Source organism: Granulicella aggregans, from assembly GCF_014203275.1.
In the GTDB taxonomy this organism is placed as follows: domain Bacteria; phylum Acidobacteriota; class Terriglobia; order Terriglobales; family Acidobacteriaceae; genus Edaphobacter.
In genome coordinates this window covers 693,978-714,209 of record NZ_JACHIP010000004.1, presented here as the reverse complement: position 1 = coordinate 714,209, position 20,232 = coordinate 693,978, and the positions used below count along the sequence as shown (strand labels likewise).

Annotated in this window: 8 protein-coding genes; 1 reads left to right on the top strand and 7 read right to left on the bottom strand. The window is 57.5% G+C overall.

Going from position 1 to position 20,232, the window contains the following annotated elements:
* Nucleotides 1-83: 83 nt before the first annotated feature.
* Nucleotides 84-830: a hypothetical protein gene (locus HDF16_RS16760; RefSeq protein ID WP_184218855.1), complete on the bottom strand. Its 747-nt coding sequence runs from the start codon at nt 828-830 to the stop codon at nt 84-86.
* A gap of 716 nt (nt 831-1,546) precedes the next feature.
* Between HDF16_RS16760 and HDF16_RS16755 the strand changes: the two genes are divergently transcribed.
* Nucleotides 1,547-3,367: a type II secretion system protein GspD gene (locus HDF16_RS16755; RefSeq protein ID WP_184218852.1), complete on the top strand. Its 1,821-nt coding sequence runs from the start codon at nt 1,547-1,549 to the stop codon at nt 3,365-3,367.
* 154 nt (nt 3,368-3,521) lie between these two features.
* On the opposite strand, the gene HDF16_RS16750 is transcribed toward HDF16_RS16755, so the two are convergent.
* The 6 genes from HDF16_RS16750 to HDF16_RS16725 form a co-directional block, all read right to left on the bottom strand.
* Entirely contained in the window at nt 3,522-4,484 is a 963-nt protein-coding gene (locus HDF16_RS16750; protein ID WP_184218849.1) for a hypothetical protein, read from the bottom strand.
* Nucleotides 4,485-4,498: 14 nt separating this feature from the next.
* Nucleotides 4,499-7,906, bottom strand: coding sequence for an efflux RND transporter permease subunit (locus HDF16_RS16745; RefSeq protein ID WP_184218846.1), 3,408 nt, complete (start codon nt 7,904-7,906; stop codon nt 4,499-4,501).
* Entirely contained in the window at nt 7,903-9,222 is a 1,320-nt protein-coding gene (locus HDF16_RS16740; protein WP_184218843.1) for an efflux RND transporter periplasmic adaptor subunit, read from the bottom strand. The genes HDF16_RS16745 and HDF16_RS16740 overlap by 4 nt, the downstream gene beginning before the upstream one ends.
* Nucleotides 9,223-9,235: 13 nt before the next feature.
* Entirely contained in the window at nt 9,236-9,823 is a 588-nt protein-coding gene (locus HDF16_RS30225) for an outer membrane lipoprotein-sorting protein (protein ID WP_221312814.1), read from the bottom strand.
* A 391-nt stretch (nt 9,824-10,214) separates the two neighbouring features.
* The gene (locus HDF16_RS16730) at nt 10,215-10,826 is read right to left on the bottom strand and encodes a hypothetical protein (RefSeq protein ID WP_184218840.1); all 612 of its coding nucleotides are present in this window, start codon (nt 10,824-10,826) and stop codon (nt 10,215-10,217) included.
* Nucleotides 10,827-10,903: 77 nt separating this feature from the next.
* Nucleotides 10,904-20,227: a choice-of-anchor D domain-containing protein gene (locus HDF16_RS16725; protein ID WP_184218837.1), complete on the bottom strand. Its 9,324-nt coding sequence runs from the start codon at nt 20,225-20,227 to the stop codon at nt 10,904-10,906.
* Between the last annotated feature and the right edge of the window lie 5 nt (nt 20,228-20,232).

Sequence of the window (20,232 nt, the reverse complement as noted above, 5' to 3'; positions counted from 1 at the left end):
CGGGAAGAGGTTGGACACGCGACGGCTAGCTGCTGCCCGAATTATTGGATCTCCGGGCCGCTAGATCGCCGCGTGAGAGGCGACTAGTCACCGCAAACTGGTACGCCGTAAATTGTAAAACCTCGCTTGTACGAAGGGTTGGCACCCGCGTCGGTTACTAGCGCCACGTCCGCAACCGTGTAGGCATAGCCGTACGGAGAGGTCGTACACGCAATCGTTCTCGGGTTGTAAGACACGACCACGGAGCAGGTCGATCTCACCGGCAGAAACCTCCCGCAACTGTCGCTCACAATTTTTATCGTTCCCGCAGTCGCGGTCACCCTTCCCGTGATAGCCGCTTCGACTGTGGCCTTGTCGATAATCAGCGGGTAGTCTCCGTCGCTCACCAGGTCTGCCACGAAGGTGAAAACCGAATCGCTAATATCCGAATATCCCCCGCTTGGCGGCTCCCACGAATAATGCGCCGATGGCGTCCTCACGAACCCAAAACCCCGTGTATCGAAACCCGTACTGCTTGCTCCCTCTTTGGCGTAGATAAGCTCGTAACCCACTCTCGAGAGCACAGTCGGAATCGTCAGGCCCGATGTTAGTGGTGTCGTACTAATCAGGTTTCCGAAAAAGTCCCAACTGCACCTGTTGTTGTAGTGGGTGATAATCGTCCGGCCTCCTCGCCCTCCCGTATAGCGGCTTGTGTAGTAACTACAGACCCCGGAGACGGTTGAGTTCGCGAAAGCGTAACCAGCGACAATAACGCCTCGGGCTCCGCTCGGAGCGGTGTATTGGAGTGTGTACTCATAGGCCCGCGCCATGCGCGGTCCAAGGAAAATCATCGATATAAGGAACAAGACCTTCGCCATCGCCATACCTCAAGAATCGAATTGATTACTGAGAGCCCCAAATGCAACCCGGCGGGAGACGAACATAAGATGTAGATACCGAAAAAGTTGCTCTACATCCTCATACTGCCTGCGATCACCGAAGGATCACGGCAGAAACATACATCAAATTCGCGACCTGACACGGTCGCTGGTGTCAGCTATCGTTCTAGCGCACACCACGCTACTGTTCAGCAATACCTTTGTCAACACTGCGTGGATGTTGGTAATGCCTCAGCTTTAATCATTCTCATCCCGCGCCATTTCTTCGGGGAGCCGTAGATACGACAAATGAAACCCGTGCTCATCTTGAGCGCGAAACATGGCGATCACGTTAGGCAATGCTAAGTGATGACCCGTAAACGATAAGCAGCATGTCTGATGCAATCAGCATCACGAAACGTTTAGACCCCAATGATGCCGCTTCCAATTTAGAATCACCCATTCAATTCAGAACAACCACCAGTACTCAGTCAATTTGTCGCGACGGAGCGGGAGGCGAGCCTCGAAGTTTTTCTACAATCTCGTCTTGGACAAGCAGCTTCTTGACTTATAGTTCAAGGTCGACGGAGCGATCCTTACTTCACTCTAATTTGCGCAAACGCAAAGAGCTCGCGGCAGAAGGGGCCTACAGTGCTCGCAGAAGCGTTTGTCCGCTTTCGCGAGGCATCATGATTCCGGTCAGATTCAAGCTTTGCCTCGTCTTGATCGGGTTCGTTAGTTTACCCGTCTATTCCCAGCGCCCGGAATCTTCCTATAAGGCGGGAGTCCGAGCTGAAGCCAAGGGACACCTTGACGCCGCCTATCTCGCGTTCAAGGCGGCGCATGACAAGAAACCGAACGAGCCAAAATACCTGGCGGCCTATCTTAAGGCTCGGCTCTACGCGTCCTCCGATCATGTCCAAAAAGGACAATCCCTCCGCGACGTATACAAGCTTGAAGACGCGCTGGTGGAGTTTCGCCGTGCCGCCGAGATTGACAGCAGCAACTTCAGCGCATTCCAAGAGATCCGTCGCACCGAAGATCTCATTCAAAGACGCGAGGCGGAACAGAATCAGTCAGTGCAGGTAAAAACGCAGATCTCGCAGTTGGAAAAGCAGGCTGGCTCCGCTGCCGGTCCGGTAAGTATCACCTTCCCTTCGAACAACGACATCACTCTTCATCTCGTCACAACCGTCGACATGGTCTACAAGACGCTCGGCAAGCTGGCCGGCTTCAATGTGCTTATCGACCCCGAGTACAAGCCCCAGAAGATTCAGATGGAGCTAAAAGATGTCAACGTGCGAGACGCTCTCTCCATGGTCGCCCTGCAATCGAAGACTTTCTGGCGCCCGGTCTCATCGAACACGATCCTTGTATCCGCCGATAACTCTGGAAAGCGCAAGGAGATCGAGCAGAACGTCATGCGGACCTTCTATCTGAAGAACGCAGCGACGCCGGCGGATCTACAGCAGGCTGCCTCCACGCTAAAAGGGATTCTCGACATTACTCGCATCCAGACAACGCCGGAGCAGCGATCACTCACGATTCGCGGAACGCCGGACCAGATGGTGCTGGCGCAAAAGCTTCTGTTGGATATCGACAAGCCAAGATCAGAGGTGATGATTGAAATCGCCGTCCTTGAGATAAGCAAAGGCAGGATTCAGACCCTGGGAATAAATCCGCCGACTAGCGTGAGCGCCACATTGCAGCCGAGCGGCACCACGAGCACCTCCACGACCGGAACGACTACGACCGGTACAACTAGTTCCGGATTTACGCTCAATTCTTTTGCCTACCTTACTGCAAACAATGTCCAGATCTCCATTCCAGGTGCCTCGCTCACGGCATTGCTCTCCGACAGCAATACCAAGGTCTTGCAGAAGCCACAGATCAGGGCCATGGACAGTGAAAAGGCAACACTAAAGATAGGCGATCGCATACCTATTGCGACGGGTTCGTATCAGAGTGGGCTTAGTAACGGAGTCAACACCCAATTTACCTATATCGATGTCGGCGTCAACGTAGACATTGTTCCTTATATCCACTCGAACCGCGAAGTGACACTTAAGATGTCCTTTGAGATCTCCTCGGTCACTGGCGAACAGACGGTGGATGGAGTTACCGAACCAACCATCGGACAACGCCGGATCGAGCACCAGGCACGCCTTCGCGATGGTGAGGTCAACCTCATCGGAGGCATCCTTCAAGACACGGAGAGTCACTCACTCAGCGGCTACCCCTTTCTGGCGCGACTTCCCCTGCTCAAATATCTTTTTGGTCAGGAAAATAAAGACCACCAGCAGAGCGAGATTGTCTTCGCTATAACTCCACACATCATTCGATCCAATGAAGTAAACGATGACAATGAGAAGATGGTGGACATCGGGACGGGAAGCAGCATCGCATACCGTACTATTCAACCCGCGGACAACTCCGCCAAACCTGCGACGCCTACCGTGCCTACCCCTGCCATGCCTGCGCCTGCCGTGCCGCAACCTCTAAAGCCTTGAAGTCATCCGCTCGGCTCCAGCAGGTAACGATGCGGGTTGGCTAAACCCATTTCGCTGCATTCCTGTTTCCGGGGAGTTACTGGCACGGTAGTTTGCCGCTGGGGAAGAGATCGTCTTTACGTACCCGCACTCGTAGCGCAAACTGCCAAAAGACTTAATTCTGATTCGTGTCGGGGTTCTGCGCCGGAGGTTGAGTCGGCTTCGCATTCATCTGCTTGCGCTGCTCGAACAGCTGCTCCATCTGATTGATCTGCTTTTGTAGAGGAGAGGGCTCCGGCGTCGTCGTCTGGCTTCCGTCTGCAGGTGGCTGAGTTGGAACTGCCGCCCCCGTGCCGGGAGCAGCAGCGGGAACCCCAGTGGACGGCGCACTTGCTCCTGAGTTCTCCTGCGATTGGTCTTTGGGTTGGTCCTGTTTCTGATTCGGTTGATCCTGTTTTTGATCGTTGGGTTGATCTTTTGCCTCTGCGCCCGCGGATGCTTCCTTTGCGTCGACCGGCGCAGGAGCCGAGCTGTCCTGAACGGGTGGACCTGGCTGTGATTCATCGGCGGGAGACTCGTTATCCTCAGACGTCGCCGTCGGTCTGCCGGCGTTTCGGCTGGCAAGCCACAACCGGCGCGCGGGCGTCATCGTCAAGTCGGCGGTCGCTAATGAGTCCTTTCCATCTCGGATGTCTTTGGTGCGCGCCGTGAGTTGGATCGACTGAATCGCTCTCGTGTCAGATAAGGATGATTGAATTACATAGTCAAAATCTGTTCCACTTAGAAACTCATTCAGTACGTCACGAGCGAGACCCGGTCCCAGGGTGATAAAAGTCCGATCGTCCTTTAATCCATGTGGGACCTCGATCTCCACGCCAATGCACTCATGGATGGCTGTGAAGACGCTGCTCATCGTGGAATTATCCGCCACAATCGTAAGTTGGCCGCCGGCGCAAGTTACATGTGGGAGCTTCGCAGGGCTCAACTTCATCCTGACCGGAGGTGGCGAGACCTCGTCAGCCGGAGCATTCGAATTGCCCTTCGAGACCGTCTGCTGCGCTCGCGCGGGATAAATCGTGATCGCGAGAAAGAGCAGACAAAAAAACAGCTTCGGCGCGTTCTTTTCTGGAATCGCCATTCTTCTCACCGTAGTCACTTGCTGGACTTCAAACCAAAATCCAATGCTCCATCCATTCCAATCAGCTGTCTCTCAATCGAGACGGCCATCCTCTCTCCGTCATACAGCTTGCTGCGACTGGAGCTTTCTATCTCGTCGGGATCTACTTGCCGAGGCAACGAACGTCGTCGCCATAACTCATATACCGCAGGGTATACCAGTAGCTCCAGTAAGAACGATGTAACAATGCCTCCGGCCATGGGCGCCGCAATCCGCTTCATCACCTCGGAGCCGGTACCCGTCGACCACATCACCGGAAGCAGACCGATGCAGATTGTCGCAAAGGTCATAAACTTCGGTCGCAGCCGTCTTGCCGCTCCATCAACGATTACCTCTCGCAACTCCCCGATTGATCGGATCTGACCCCGCTTCATTGCTTCGTCGTAGGAGAGATCGAGATAGAGCAACATAAAAATTCCCGTCTCCGCATCGATACTCAACAGACCTGCAAGACCGACCCATACGGCCACACTTAGATTGAAGTGAAGCAGATAGAGCAGCCAGATTGACCCGACCGCGGAAAATGGAACAGCCAGCAGCACGATCAGCGTCTTACTTACCGCGCCGGTGCTCAAATAGATCAAAAAGACGACTGCCGCCAGCGTCAGTGGAATGGCAATCTTCAACCGCTCATTGGCCCGCTGCATGTCCTGGTATTGCCCACTCCACGTGACCGTGAACCCCGGCGGCAGCGACATCTTCTGATGCAGCAACTTGTTCGCTTCGGCGACGTAGCTGCCTGGGTCGCGCCCCGCTAGATCGACATAGACATAGCCCGTCAGTAAACCATCTTCGTCGCGGATCATCGATGGACCGCTGGTCATTTGAAGCGTCGCCAGTTCGCCGACCTCCACCTGGCCTTTCTCCGGCGTCGAAACCAGAACATGTTTCAGCGCATCGATGCTACTCCTGAAATCCGGCATATAACGGACGTTCACCGCATAGCGTTCCGGTCCCAGCGAAACTGTAGAAACGTTATCGCCCCCAATGCCGTTTTCGACGACGCGTTGGGCCTGCGCCATGCTTATGCCATAGCGTGCGAGCTGGTCGCGTCGCCACTCGATATCGATGAAATATCCGGAGTTTGTGTGCTCCGAAAACACGTTCGCTGTGCCGCGAACCGACGGCAGAATTGCCTGCACCTGGTTCCCTATCGCCTCTATCGTCTCCACGTCTCTTCCCGAGATCTTCAGGCCTACGGGCGTGCGAATGCCGCTCGTCAGCATATCGATGCGCCCTTTGATCGGCGTGGTCCACGCATTGCTCACGCCCGGCGCTTGCAGGGATGCATTCATCTCCCGAACCAGCCGCTCAGGCGAGATCGTATCGGGCGTGATTGGCCGCAGCATCGGGCGAGTCCACTCGGGTGCCCAAGAGGAGTACCACGTGTCGACCTTGCGCCAGTCCGATTGGGGCTTCAACGTAATTAGGGTCTCCAGCATGGAGAGAGGTGCTGGATCGGTCGGTGTATCCGCCCGTCCCGCTTTGCCCAGTACTCGATCCACCTCCGGAAATTGCTTCAGAATCGAGTCTGTCGCAATCAGCAACTTCTGCGCCTCGTTCACCGAAATCCCAGGCATCGTCGTGGGCATATACAGAATCGTGCCCTCGTTCATCGCCGGCATAAACTCTGACCCAAGCGCGAGAAACACCGGGACCGTAATCGCGATCATCGCTGCCGCGCAGCCAATCACAACCCACTTGTAGCGGAGTGTCCATCGCACCACCGGCTCGTAGACGCGCACCATCGGTCCACTGATGGGATGCTGCTCCTCCCGCCTTATCCTTCCGTTAGTCAATGCGTTCATGAATCTGCGAACCCACTGCGGACCGAACTCGAATCTCCGTGCCTTGGTCAGCAGCAATCGTAATGCCGGATCGAGCGTAATCGCCATCACCGCCGCCACAATCATCGCCAGAGACTTGGTATAGGCCAGCGGCCTGAACATCCGTCCTTCCTGCCCCTCAAGCGCGAAGACCGGAAGCACCGAAACCGCGATTAGCAAGAGACAGAAAACGATCGGCCCCGCGACCTCCTTCACCGCTCCAAGAACGATGTCACTCTGCCGTCCTCTACATCCGGTTGCCTCCCACTGTTCAAGTCGCTTGTAGCTCTGCTCCACAATAAGAATCGAAGCATCGACCAGCTCGCCGAACGCGATCGCGACGCCCGCCAACGACATCACATTCGCGCTGATCCCCAGCAGGCGAAGCGGAATGAAAGAGATAAGAATCGCCGCCGGCATCGTCACCAGAGGAATGATCGCACTGGGAAAGTGCCAGAGAAAAATCAGAATCACCAGCGCCACCGTGATGATTACTTCAAAGATCGTGAGCCGTACGCTTCCTATCGTTCGATGAATTAGCGTCGACCGATCGTAGATCGGGACCACCTCCACGCCCTGGGGCAGCGAGGGTTCGATCTCCTTCAACTTGGCCTTAACCCGATCGATCACCTCCAGAGCATTCTCGCCACTGCGCATCATCACGATGCCCGACACTACATCTCCCTGTCCGTCCAGATCGGTCACGCCTCGCCGCAGGTCTGGGCCTGTCGTAACCTCGCCCAGGTCCCGAAGTCTTACTGAACCACTATCCGGCCGGCCACTCCCAACCGGCCTTGGCACCGCGATGTTACGGAAATCATCCAACGTCTTCGCGTAACCGCGGCCCCTGACCATATACTCCGTGCCGCCAAATTCAAGCAGCCTTCCAGACGTCTCAACATTGCCTTCGCGAACGGCATCGACGACCTGACTGATGCTGATCCCGAAGTTGCGTAGACGGTTCGGGTCTACGTTCACCTGGTATTGTCGGCGCAGTTCTCCTGCAGCCGCCACGTCCGCCACGCCCGGAACCGCCTTCAGGTAGTAGCGAAGATACCAGTCCTGATACCCGCTTAGCTGCGAGGTCGAAAGCTTCCCGCTCTTGTCCACCAGGGCATATTGAAAGATCCATCCAAGACTCGTCGCGTCAGGCCCTATCTGCGTCTTCACCCCGTCTGGAAGCTGTGACTGAACCCCCGATAGGTACTCCATCGTGCGCGACCGCGCCCAGTAGAGGTCCGTATTGTCTTCGAAGATCACATAAACGAACGAATATCCAAAATCGGAGACTCCGCGAACTGTCTTCACATGCGGAGCGCCCAGCAGCGCAGTAACAATCGGATAAGTCACCTGACTCTCGATAAGCTCAGGGCTCCGGTCCCACCGCGAGTAAATAATGACCTGCGTATCCCCTAAGTCCGGAACCGCGTCCAGCTTCAGAGTCGACATGCACCAGTAGCCAGCTACGCAACCGCAAAACACAACCGCGAAGACCTGGGCCTTGTGACGCACAGCATATTCGATGACCCAGTGAATGAGCCCGATGATGCCCTTCATCGCGACGTCCCGCTTTGTAACTCAGGCGCCGCCGCCTGCGCACCTGGAGGAGGAGCTTTTGCCGTACCGGAAAGCCCATGGAGCTTACTCTCTGAATCGATCAAAAATGTTCCCGCGGCCGCAACCGTCTCTCCGCCAGTCAATCCCTTCGTAATCTGCACCCTGTCTCCACGATGCCAGCCCGTCTCTACCTCGCGCGGCTCAAAGTATCCTTCCGCTGTCTCGACGAAAACGCGCTTCGATAGGCCGGAATCGACAACGGCGTCCGCCGGCACAGCAAGTTCGGTGCCGCGCGCTCCTCCCGCCGCCTCTACCGTAACAAACATGTTCGGCCGCAACCGCGCCCTCGGATTGTCTGCCTCTAGCCGCACCGTAACCGTGTGACTCGTCGCATCGACCTCAGGCAGCGCATCGCTCACTCGTGCTTTCAGTCTGCCTCCGCCATCCGGAAGAACAATCTCGGCCAGAGAACCAGGCCGTAATGTTGCCGCCTCATCCCCAGACACCTGCGCCAGGATCCACACTCGGCTCAGGTCGGCAATGCTGTAAAGATCAGTGTGGCGCTCAAACCGCAAGCCGGGTGAGATATTGCGTGCCAATACATATCCATCGGTCGGCGAGACCACGTACACGTCTTCGGGAATCTTCCGCGAGGTGCTGACCTCCTGGATCTGTGAGTCGCTCATCCCGAGATTTCTCAATCGATCGGCTCTTGCCTGCGCGCTCGCGGCATTAGCGGTAGGAGCGGAGTTGTCCTTCATCGGCACGGTTGGTTGCATCGTGCGCTCGTTCGCAGAGAGATAGCCCCCGACTACCGCAAGGAACTCCGGAGCGTATACCGTAGCCAGGCGCTGATCCTTGGCGACCCTCTCTCCAACCGAGTCACCATGGGTCTCCTTCACGTATCCTTCGGTTCCCAGATTCACCCGATAGATTCGTGACTCATCCGCCGCTACGCTCCCGAAGAAGCGAACCGTTCCTCCGCTTGAAGCTTTGCTGACCGGCTCAACCTGTTCGACCTGTATGCCGTATTGTCTTTGCGTGCCGGCATCGATATGCAAGGCCATCGATCCTGGGCCGGCCACCGTCGAACGCCTGCCCTGCAGATCCTCCGCATAGACCGCCACCAGATCCATACCGCAGTCCGGGGCCTTTCCGGGCCCGCGAGACCGATAGGAAGGATGCATGGGGTCTTCATAGTACAAGGGCAGGCGCGCAGTCTCTGCCCCTGCCGGCTTCAGCGCAAAGTGGCCGATCGCCACCCCGGCGGCAAGCACCATCAGAAGCGCAACGAGATAGACCGCCCTCTTCGCCATCTACGTCTCTCCTCTAATGGATCACTGGCTTGGAGACTCTTGTCGCAAACGTCTGGCTCCCTGCTAATGCAACCAGATCGGCCTTAGTGAACAAAGCGTCGTTCAATGCTGGATTCACCTCCACCTTTTCCAGCGTCATCTGTTCACTCGCCACCGGCGCGCCTCCCCTTCCTTGTACGGTCGGATTGAGCACCTTCGTCTCGACCACGAAGGGAATCTCCAATCCACTTACCGCCCGGAAGTCGCGAAAGTAGATCTCAACCGGCCGTGGCCTGCCGTCGAGACGCGCAGGATCACCTTCCATCTTCAGATCGAGAAACGTTGTTGCATCGATCCAGAGGTATCTGGTCGTTCCATCTTTTATGGTCAACTTCAACTTATAACTGTCGTGGCCTTCCACTTTATCCAGACTAGCCAACTCGATGCTGGTTCCTTTGGCGGCGTAGTCGATAAGCGGACCGTCGAGCTCCGACTGAGTAGCAGCCATCTTGATTTCAGCTTCCGTGTAAGGCTCTACCTCGCGCCGGTTAAGAAATGGTCGCAGCTTCCAGCCATCCTTGCCATCGTAGATCTGGATCGCGTTCTGTCCCGCGAACGTCACCTCAACCCTCATCCTTTTGGGTCTTTTCAGTTCCATGACGAATGGCAGTCGCACTTGCTCAACCGGCCTGGGCGGGGGCAGGGAATCTTTTCCCTTAATTCCAGGTAAGGGCAATGTAGGACGACTATTTCCTCCTGCCTCCATCTTCCCGGTGATACTCAAGGTTTGCACCGCGCGCCACTTGGTCAACCCACCGCGGGCAGTCGCATTTTTATCGGCGATCTCAGCCGCCGTAAGCTTTGCGGTAGGTTGCGGCAACTCCGCCGCCCTCGCAAGTGAAGCTACCGAACATCCCAATAAACAACTCATCATCAATCTGGAAAACATTCCAATCTCCTCCAAAACGTACCAAGATTTCTACTCGAGCCAGCCAGCAGGCCCATTCCACCAGTCACCGAACGTAAAGTCCATCCGCTTTGAACCTTCCTATAATCACACTTACACGATCACCAGGCTTAACAATCCCACCCTTATTTGAAAAAACCATCCAGTAGGACTTACCGACCTCGGGGGTACTGCTTTGCCGCAATTGACCTACTTTTTCCATTGTCGGAATCTCGAGCCTCACTCGCGCCTGTTCGTCGATGAGCGATGGATTCACCTTCTTGTCGTTCAAGATAGCCGCCTTCACGGGATCCAACACCGTGTAGCTGAATCGAATCATCTGCCCGGACTCCACCGCCTTGACGTCCAGGTTTTCTACTCCCCATATGAGCTGATAATGCTCGATTGCGCGGGGCGACATAGAGACGGCACGCCGCACGGGTGTCGGCGAACTGACAGAGGACGAGTTGTTTGACGCTACCTGCCCCACGGGTTTCACTGACGTCCCGGTGCCTTGTGCCGCCGCGTAAGGAATCGCAGGGAGAATAATCGCGAATAATGATGCAAAAATACCGGAAAAAACCGGCTTGGATTTACTGTTCATTGATGCCTGCCTATTACCAAATCTGATCTTGGAAACGTTGCGTCTCGCAAGCGATTGACGATCCATGAATCCCATTCCCTTCAAATCTCATGCTGCTCCCGATGCATATCGGAAGCAGCATGAGCAATTGTTACTTTCTACGCTCTATGCTCTCAATTCGCATGCCCGGTAAGCACTCCAGTCTGCGAATTGCCAGTTGCGTTGTCGGTGAAGACAATCGTTCCCGCTCGATTCGCACCGCTTGCCGCCGTCACATTCGTAAACCTGACGCCAACCGTGCAGGTGGCTCCAGGCGCAAGCACGGTGCCTGTGCAGGTATCCTGCCCAGCGATGGCATTGAAGAACCACGTCAGGATGTTACTGCCGGCGCCCGAACTCACCGCCACCGAAGTGACCGTTACCGGCGCGGCGTTAGTTGAAGTATTCGTCAGCGTGACGGTTCCCGTACCGCCGCGCGGGTTACCGCCTGCCGCTAGCGTGATCGTCAGCGGGTTAGGAGTGATCGAAGCGGTTCCCGGAAGAACTCCTGTTCCACTCAGGCCCACCGGCGAACCAGTTACGGCAGCGTTCGTCCCCGTAACTCCCAGCGTTGCGTTCACAGCACCGCTCGCTGTCGGCGCGAACACCACATTGATCGTGCAGGTGGCGGCCGCAGCAAGCGTCGTTCCGCAAGTCCCGCCCGCCGTTCCCGCCGGCCGCGAGTAGCGTGGCGACGAGAAGGTTAGCGCGATGCCCGTGAAAGTGGCATTGCCCGTGTTCGACAACGTCAGTGTCTTCGACGGACTGGTGGAGCCATTGACGACATTTCCGAAGGCAAGCGCCGTAGGCGTGATGCTTACGACCGGCAGTGGAGCCACGCCTGTACCGCTCAGTGCGACCGGCGAACCAGTCACCGTCACGCTGCCATTTACAGCCAGCGTTGCGTTGACCGCTACCGCCGTGGTCGGCGTAAATACCACGTTGATCGTACACGTCGTGCCGGCGGCTAATGTCGCCGTGCAGGTACCTCCCGCCGTCCCCGCTGGCCGCGAGTAAGTGGGCGACGAGAAGACAAGCGCAATTCCCGTCAGACTTGCTCCACCGGTGTTCGAAAGAGTGAGCGTCTGTGAGGCACTCGTTGTTCCCGTAACGACATTGCCGAAGGCGAGCGAAGTGGGCGTGATGCTCGCGATGGCGTAAGCCGGCGGAACATATTCCACCGCACCGATATCCACGGCACCATTCGTCTTACGAGGTGTGCCCAGAATATCGACCGAGGGCGCCTCTCCGTAATTGATCGCAGATAGGCCCGTGTTCTTGATGACTCCGATAGCCGACGTCGATGTACTCGTTAGGCTGTAATTGCCATTCGCCGTCCCGCTTGCCGTCGGAAGTGTGGCAGACGCAAGGGTTGGGTTCCCCAGGCTCAGTGGACCATAAGTCAGGTTGATCCAATTGTTGCCTTCATCAACCGTAGCCGCCGGCGTCAGGTTGAAGACCGGGTTGGGTACAGTCGCATCCGAAATTCCCGGAGGCACCTGGAACCCGAATGGATTGGCCGTGCCGCCTAACTCGGGTGGCACACGCGATCCATTGCAATACTGGCTCGCCACGTTTGGATTCGTCGAGGAGTTTGATATCCCGTAGCCGGTCGTGTCCGACAGGATCGAATACGTTGGATTGAGAGTCACCGTAGAGGAGTGGTCGTGCGGCCCCGTGTCTCCACGGACGCCGATATCCCAATAGCCGGGTCCTGCCGCGCATTGCCCGGTCGACGTCTGGCTCAGCTGCGGCAGCAGCGTCACCAAGTTTTGCTGATTCAGATTGCCTGTCCCCAATCCGCCTACTTGGATGTTGAAGATGCGGTTCTGCCAGAAGAGATTATTCGCCAGCAGTGGATAGGAGAACGTCGTGCAGGTCCCGTTGAGCGCCTTAAGTATCCCGCCACTGAAATTCCCTGCGGGGCATATGACGTTCTTCGGCATCTGAGTGGCAAGGTTTGCGGTATTCTGCATCGTCACCAATCCAGCGGCCTGAGGCGTCGACGTCAGGACTTGCTTGCCCGCGCATGTGGGATTCGTGCTTGGGTCGCATCCCGGAGGAGGCGTGCTTGCACCCGGCGCTCCGATCGTATTGAACAGAACGCCAGCCGAGGCCGTCGTATCGTTTGACGCAACCGTGTTGTTGATGATCTTCACGTTCAGCGCATCCTGTAACGAGATGCCGCCACCGTCCCAACCTGCGACGTTGTTCGAGACGATGTTGTTCGTCACCGTCACAGAGTTCCAAAGTCCTGGCAGAAGAGGTGTGCGGGTCACATCTGTCCCGTTCACCGTCTGCAACCGGATACCGCCGCCGCTGCCGCTCTCCGCCGTATTACCCATGATCACGTTGCTGTCGATGACCAGGTTCGGTCCCGTGCCATCGCTCAGACCGGGCGCGCAGTCGGCATCGGCCGCTGTGTTGCCGCACTCTGTCCCGGCCGGGGTCGTTCCATCCGGGGCAGCGCCAAGAACCGCGATGCCGCCGCCATTCGTCGGCAGGGTAATGTTATTGCTCTGATTGAATAGGATCCAGTTGTGCGAGATGTCTCCGTTATAGCTGAAGCCCTCGTGAACCAGCCCACCGCCATCTCCAGTGCTCAGGTTGCCGCAAACCCAGTTGTAGTTGAAGTGGTAGTAGTCCGCGCCGGTACAGAACGTGACACCGCCCGCCGCCGACGGCGAGGATGAGAATAACTCGTCGCCGTAAGAAGTATTCGCTGTTACGGAGTTGTTATGGACTAGCACGTTCGTCTCGAAATTGAACGGCATCTCGACGTTGAGTGCGTTGAAAGTCGGGTCCGGTGTCTCGCCCTGGCCGATATTGATTCCGCCAGAGAGTGTACCGGCATTGCCGTAGATTCGATTATTGGAGACCTCCAGGTTGTGGTTCCAGGCGTGGGCGAAGATACCGCCGCCGCCCTGTGAACTGTTCGTGATCGAGAAGCCATCGATCCGCGACGGATTGCACCAGAAGTTGCTCTGGAATTTATTGCAATCCGCAACGCTGTTGGTAAGCACACGAGAGCCAGTCGGGAAGTCTCCCTCCGTCCCCGCCGCTCCAGTGCTGGCAAGGCCGATACTCATGTTCTCGCCCTTCGCCAGAACCGTGATTCCAGCGCCTTCATAAGCGCCCATCAGCGAAGGCTCCTGGAGCAGTTGTGCGAGGTTGCCGTTCAGTGTTGTATCCCAGCCCACGATGCCTTCGAGCGGCAGCGGGTCGACCGCGCCCCGCATCAACGGAGAACATGTGTAGGTGCCGGTCGGATCATATGCATTTCCGGCGCTCAGCAGGCTTCCATTCAGCGCCAGCCCGAAGAGGCAGTTGACCTGCCGCCGCCACGGATCTAGCTTGCCCGAAGGATGAGTGTTGGCGTTGATGATCGTGCCGCCGGCTCCTGAACCCTGTAGCCGGACCGGCTTCCACATCAACACCATCTCCTGATAGACACCGGGGCTGACCAGGATCAGATCGCCCGGAGTGGCTCCGTCGATAGCCGTCTGAATCGCACTGTTTGTTGAATTCTCGCCAGACACAACTGACGGTGGCTTGCCGCCGACAGTCACCGTGATGCTATCGATCGACTTCTGTCCAGTCCCAGAGGTGATCACAACCTCGCCGCACTGCGCCGCATACTTCATGTTCCCGGTTCCATTTCGCTGTAGCGGTGTGGTCCCGTTAGCCGCACACGAAGGCACATTTGCAGGCACCGTCACAGCGATCGACGTATCGCTCCAGGTACCGATAGGTGCGCTAATCCCGCCGATCGTCACGCTCGACACCGCAGTGCATCCCGCACCGATAGCCGTGCATTGCGTGCCAAAACCATAATGCCGCGTTACGAACTTCTGGTTGAACGGAGCTTGTGTTGCCTGCGGCCCCGTATAAGCAGGGTTGGGTACCGGCCGGTCGCCGAGCGCGGTGATCGTCAGCGTGTGGCCCGTTCCCGTGCCGCTTACCCACGGTCCCTTGCCGCTCGATCCTCCAACCGCTCCGGCCGCATCGCTCCCAATCACCGACCCAATCGCTGGCGTACCGCTGGGATAGTTGCAATCCGGCGGGTTATACCCTTCGGCGAACGCTGCGGTCGGCACAACTGGTGTATCCATATACTGCGTCTGCCCGGGCATGTAAGGAATCTCGTAGCAGAACTGGCTGTACGAAGGATTGAAGTATTGGTCCGGTGTCGCACCCGTTCCCGGATCGTTCATGCAGGCGACCATCATCGTCGGCGCATATCCCGTCGGGTTCGGCGGATTTACCTCCCACGTCGAGTAGTTCAGCCCGTTATAGGTCCCCCATTGGTCGGCATACACACGTTCCACTTCGTTGCCGGCAAAGTCCTTGATCGAGACCGGCAAATTCGGCACCGCGAACTTCTCTCCGAACTGCGGCGAGAACGGATCGAACTCTGACGAAAGGTCGTCCAAGATAAAGCCGGTAAAGTGCGCCGCTACGTGCGTCGAGCTGAAGATCCAGAACTTCGCCAGCGCGGAGGTCTGGTCGCCCAGAGTAACTTCCTTGCGATCGCAAAGATTGCGCGTCGCTCCCGCGAACGGCGCAACTTCGGCCGACCCTGGGAAGAGACTGATGAAGTCCGGAACGACGCGGGACGCACCCACGCAAGGCCACGCCGTATCCGTGGAACCCGCCACGTCCGATGTCGGATAAGTCGTCCTTCCTAGCGTGTTCGTGGAGTTCTGTGCGTTATTCGCGTTGTAGAGCGACGTGACCTCAGCTTGGTCCGGCAGGATGAAGATGCTTCCCAGCCCGCCAAACTCCTGCGTCACAGGCGCGATATAGTTGTCGCCGATCAGGATGTTCTTATCCTCTTCCTTGACCAGTTCGTATCCCGGAGGCACAACCACTTCCACCACATACTTTCCAGCAGGAAGCATCTGCGTGCCATCTCCTGTGGGATTGGCCTTGCAGACGGTGCAGTTCGTGCCTGCCTCCGCCCCGGTTGAAGGATTCCGCGAAGTCACGCTTGGGAACTTATATGCGCCGTCATACGGTGCCGGCTGCACCTGGTTGAAGTTGTGCAGTCCGTCATAGCATTTGAACTGCGAGTTATTCGGCAGCGTGTGTTGCGTGCCGTTGTTGTAGGTCGCGTTGTACTGGTCCAGGAAGAATGGCGTGTTCTGCAACGTAAAGTAGAACGGATCGCCTCCGCTTGAGCTCGCCTGCCCAGGACAGTTCATGTTGGGAACGCCGTCGGAGCGGAAGCCCTGTGCCCAGTCATCCCAACTGCTCGTCTTGGTTGTGTCGACCATCTTCAGGCTGGTCGTGCCATCGGCGGCAGTCGACTCCTGGTAGAGGTTCACAGTAACGCCGGGAACATTTGGCGTCCAGCTAAGGTGCGTCAACAGCGACGGATCATCGAACGGACGAGTCGAAGCGTAAACCACTTCGCCGTGAATGCCTCCGTTCTCTCCCGTAACAAAAGGCGTTTTGCCGAACTCCAGGAACTCGTACTGACCGATAAAGCCCTGCCAGCCTTCGCTCGTCACCCACGGAGGGTCGATGCGACCGGTAGATACGATTCCAGTCGTACTTCCACCTGGCCCTGCCTTGATCCCTTTCGGGATGTCCGTGCAGTCCGCGGTATTGCAATAGACCGAACCGGGGAAGCGCAGGTTGGTGGGAAGACTGCTGGACTCCGCTGTCCCAGCCAGGTTTGCCGCTATTCCCGACGTGGCTGCGGGGCCGCCACCGTCGTACACCACGTGCACGCCCGTCGACTTGTAACGCGTTGTGTCGGCCTCGATCGTGTACCAGTTGAAGAGCGGAAACTCTTCGTTGAACGCGGCGTATCCGTTCAGGTCTGTGTTGTTGAAGTTCGAAAAGCTTCCATCGCGGAACCTGACATTGGTAGGCACCAGCGCCAGACCTTGTTCGCCCGGCTGCCGGATGCCATCGCCGTTCGCATCGAAGAACGTGGTCGTCGAAACGTTGGTCTGCCACTGCTGCACTGCGAGGTTGGTGAAGTTATAGCCCGTGCCGTTTGTCAAGCGAACTGGCGTCGAGAGACCGTCCACGATCTGGTCATTCCATTGATCAAACGCCGTGATTCTCCAGTCCCCATCCGGTATATTGTCGAGCTCGAAGTTGCCGTTTGCATCACACTTGGCAAACGCGAAGTCTTCGCCGTCCGGGTCTCCCAGGCTGACGTAGCACTGTGTGAAACTCAAAGCGTCATTCGTACCGCTGCTGTACAGCCGCTGATCGGGCGGATGGCTCTGCCGCATCATGGTGATTTTGCCGGTCACTTTGTTGTGGCAGTTCGTTCCCGTGACGTTGATGTCCGACCCATTGCAAACGCCCGCAAGCCTGGCATTGATCAACGCCGGTTGCGCGAAGCCGATCGAAACATGGAAGCCAGCCGGCCCGAACTCCTGGAAGTACGCGGGACCGCCTTGCTTAATAAAGGAGTCATGCGCCTTCTGTCCGTCCAGAGTGTTCGTCTGCAGCCACTCCTCGCCCTTGCCCGTCCGGTCGGCTCCAGGGTTCGCCTGCACGCCGTACCGCCCTGGCATCATGTTCGCAATAATCGCCTGTCCGGCCAATGGTGAAAGCGTCTTGCCGTCCGATTCGAACTTCGGACAAGTCACAATTCTGCCGACAATGCCATCCGGCGCAGCGGTAATAGGACAGGCGTTGAGAGTCGTAACGGGGTCGATCGTTCCCGCAAGACTGTTAGACAATGGCATGTTGAACATGTCGTACGTCAGTTGGCCCGTGGCGCCGCCGGTGCCGCCTGCGTCGTCCCACAGACGAACCTCGAATCCGCCAAGACCGGGCTCATTCGGTGCCAGAATATCCACACCACCGCCGGCGTCATTTTCACCGTTCAAGGGGAAGTCATCCTCATACACGAACACGGAGATCTTCGCCGGCTGGAAAGGCGTCTCCTGCAGGAGCACATTCACCGACTTCGCTGCGATCGCAGCCGGCGGAATCTGCGCTCCGCCCATACCGTGACCGCACTGGCCCTTTCCAGGCTCCCAGTTTCCCGACGGCCCGGTATAGGCACCGCAGTCCTTCGTGATATCGAACTGCCGCGACGGGCTGTTGGGATCCGTAGGATTGACAGGCTGCGGCGCGCCCCCGCCATAGGTGAATGAATTTCCCGCGTCCCCCGGAAGAATTGAAATGTAGTAGTGCCGATTTGGATCGAGATGCACCTGCGACGGATCCACCGGCGTCTGCTGTGAGGCGGTGGTTCGGCAAACGCCGTCTCCTATATCGCAGACTACGGGCGCGCCCCCCATAGTCTGCCCAGACTCGCATGCCAGTGTACCCACGCAGCCCGTTGCGATCACCGGCATGTAGCTGGTATGGAAGTTTGTGCCCAGGCTTTGAACGGGGTTTGTAGTGCTGATTGTCTCCTTGCTCGGATCTACCTGGAATGTCCGGTCCTCTTCAATAATCCATCGGTAGTCCGTGATCGCTTTGCCGATCGTACCTACAGTCCCCACTGGCGCATCCAGCACATTCACTTTCAGCCCGCTGCCCGGCAGGAACGTCACCGTTGCCGTGCCGAGATTGGTGCTCGATGTCCCTTGTGAGTTCGCGACTTTATACTGAAAAGTGACAGTAGCAGGCGTTCCGCTGGCAGCAGTCGTCGGGCTCGCAGTGAACGAACCGTCCGGATTCAAAATTACCGATCCCCCACCTACCGCCATCGCCGTGGACGCTGTCATAGGATGACCCTGCGGGTCAGTCGCATACATCAGCACTCCTGGAGGTCCGACGTGGTAGAGCGATGCAACATTGCTCGTATAGCTTGCATTGCCCGGAGTAGGCGCGCCGCCAAGACAAGATCCCGTGCAAGCCCCCAGCGAGACGATCGCCGTAAGACTAGCCTTACCGTTTGCCTGGTACACAAATGAGTCGGTCGTCGTGCTCGTCCAACTAGTATCTGGCGTGTAAGTGAACGTTCCATCCGGGCTCAGGCTCACCGTTCCGTGGGCGGGTGCGGGCGCGGTGGGCGACATCTGAACCCCATATACCCCAACGTCATTCGCAATCACGCCCTTTGCCGGGTCGCTTACAGCCAGCGGAGTATTGGCAATCACGATGTAGCTGTCCGCGTTCGCCTTAGCCCCGGTCTGCGCATTGCTGGGCGCGGCCGCCCCGTTTACGCTGATGTAGGCCTGCATGCCACCATCTCGCTGGTTATTAGCCGACAAGCTCAACTGGCGATCAAATATTGGCAGCGCGGTCGGTAAAGTTGGTACCGGGTTAGTAAGAGTAGGTAGAGGAATCGACGGAACATTAATCATCACGTCGTACGTCTTACCTGCGGCCATAAACACTTCGCTCTGCACCCGAGGCGTTCCCGGAAGAACATTACCGTCCTCCGCAATCAGCGAGAAGCCGGAGGCCGCGGGCAGTACAGTCCCCAGGACCGGGGCTACAGGTACAGCGGACCCTGCTGTAGATCCCACGATCGACGGAACGTGCATCCGCAGGCCCGCGTTCACCATGCGTACCAGCACCTGGCCAGTTACTCCGATTGCAGGCGTGGTGGAGAAGACCGAGGAGCCCAGGTTGCTGCGATCGAGCGATACTCCGTTCACCATGTAATACAGCGGCGAGTAATTCACCGCCGGCGGATAGCACTGCCCATAGGTCGTCGATCCCGGGTAGCCGCACCCGCCAGGTTGTCCCGACCACACCATAGTCTCGCTGAATCCGGGAGTGGCTACTGCCTTTGCAACCGCCGAATTTTGAACCGGATCGATCTCGCTCATGATCAACGGCACATCCGCGTTGTAGTTGACGTTCGGATACGCCATTCCCGGCACTGCCGCAACCGCCGGTTGCGTCACGACAAGGATCCCGTACAGTCCCATCGGCCCTTGAATAGAGGGGTGCGTGCCCGACTCGATCAAATACGTTCCAGGGCGCAGATTCGGCCACGTTAACGCCGTGGGCCCGCTGCCCGCCGGTAGCTCTTGGGCGAACGATTGAACGCGCGTCCCCTGCGGCGGAGGTTGATAGGTCGATCCGCCATTGGCGATCGGCCACGTCGTTCCCTGTTGCGCGTGGGTCGGACTCGGGACCGCCATCTCCTTGGTCGTGTCACCCAGGCCACCACCCACCTGACCCACAATCGTCAGGGAAGTCGGCACTGGCAGGTTGTTCGTCAAGTTGATCGTCAACGATGCGGGGCCGGTAAGCAAAGTCGCCGCGACCGTGATGATCACCGGAGACCAGGCGCCTGCGGCGTTCGGATTTGCCGCCGCGCAGCTCGCGGTTAAGATGGGCAACGGGGGCAAACTAGGCAGAGTCGGTGCGCATGAGAGTCCCCACATCGGGACCGTCTGCCCATCCGGCAGCACGGCGCTGCTCGCCGCCGCGGTAAGGCTCACAGACTGACCCAGGGCTGTCGCCGCTCCTAGAAGACAGCACACCGCACTCAACGCGAATTTATGGTGGCTCAATCGCATCTCTA

Bases quoted from the DNA above. Each gene is read 5' to 3' on its own strand.
- HDF16_RS16760 (WP_184218855.1), bottom strand. From the start codon at position 830: ATGATTTTCCTTGGACCGCGCATGGCGCGGGCCTATGAGTACACACTC.
- HDF16_RS16755 (WP_184218852.1), top strand. From the start codon at position 1,547: ATGATTCCGGTCAGATTCAAGCTTTGCCTCGTCTTGATCGGGTTCGTT.
- HDF16_RS16750 (WP_184218849.1), bottom strand. From the start codon at position 4,484: ATGGCGATTCCAGAAAAGAACGCGCCGAAGCTGTTTTTTTGTCTGCTC.
- HDF16_RS16745 (WP_184218846.1), bottom strand. From the start codon at position 7,906: ATGAAGGGCATCATCGGGCTCATTCACTGGGTCATCGAATATGCTGTG.
- HDF16_RS16740 (WP_184218843.1), bottom strand. From the start codon at position 9,222: ATGGCGAAGAGGGCGGTCTATCTCGTTGCGCTTCTGATGGTGCTTGCC.
- HDF16_RS16730 (WP_184218840.1), bottom strand. From the start codon at position 10,826: ATGGGATTCATGGATCGTCAATCGCTTGCGAGACGCAACGTTTCCAAG.
- HDF16_RS16725 (WP_184218837.1), bottom strand. From the start codon at position 20,227: ATGCGATTGAGCCACCATAAATTCGCGTTGAGTGCGGTGTGCTGTCTT.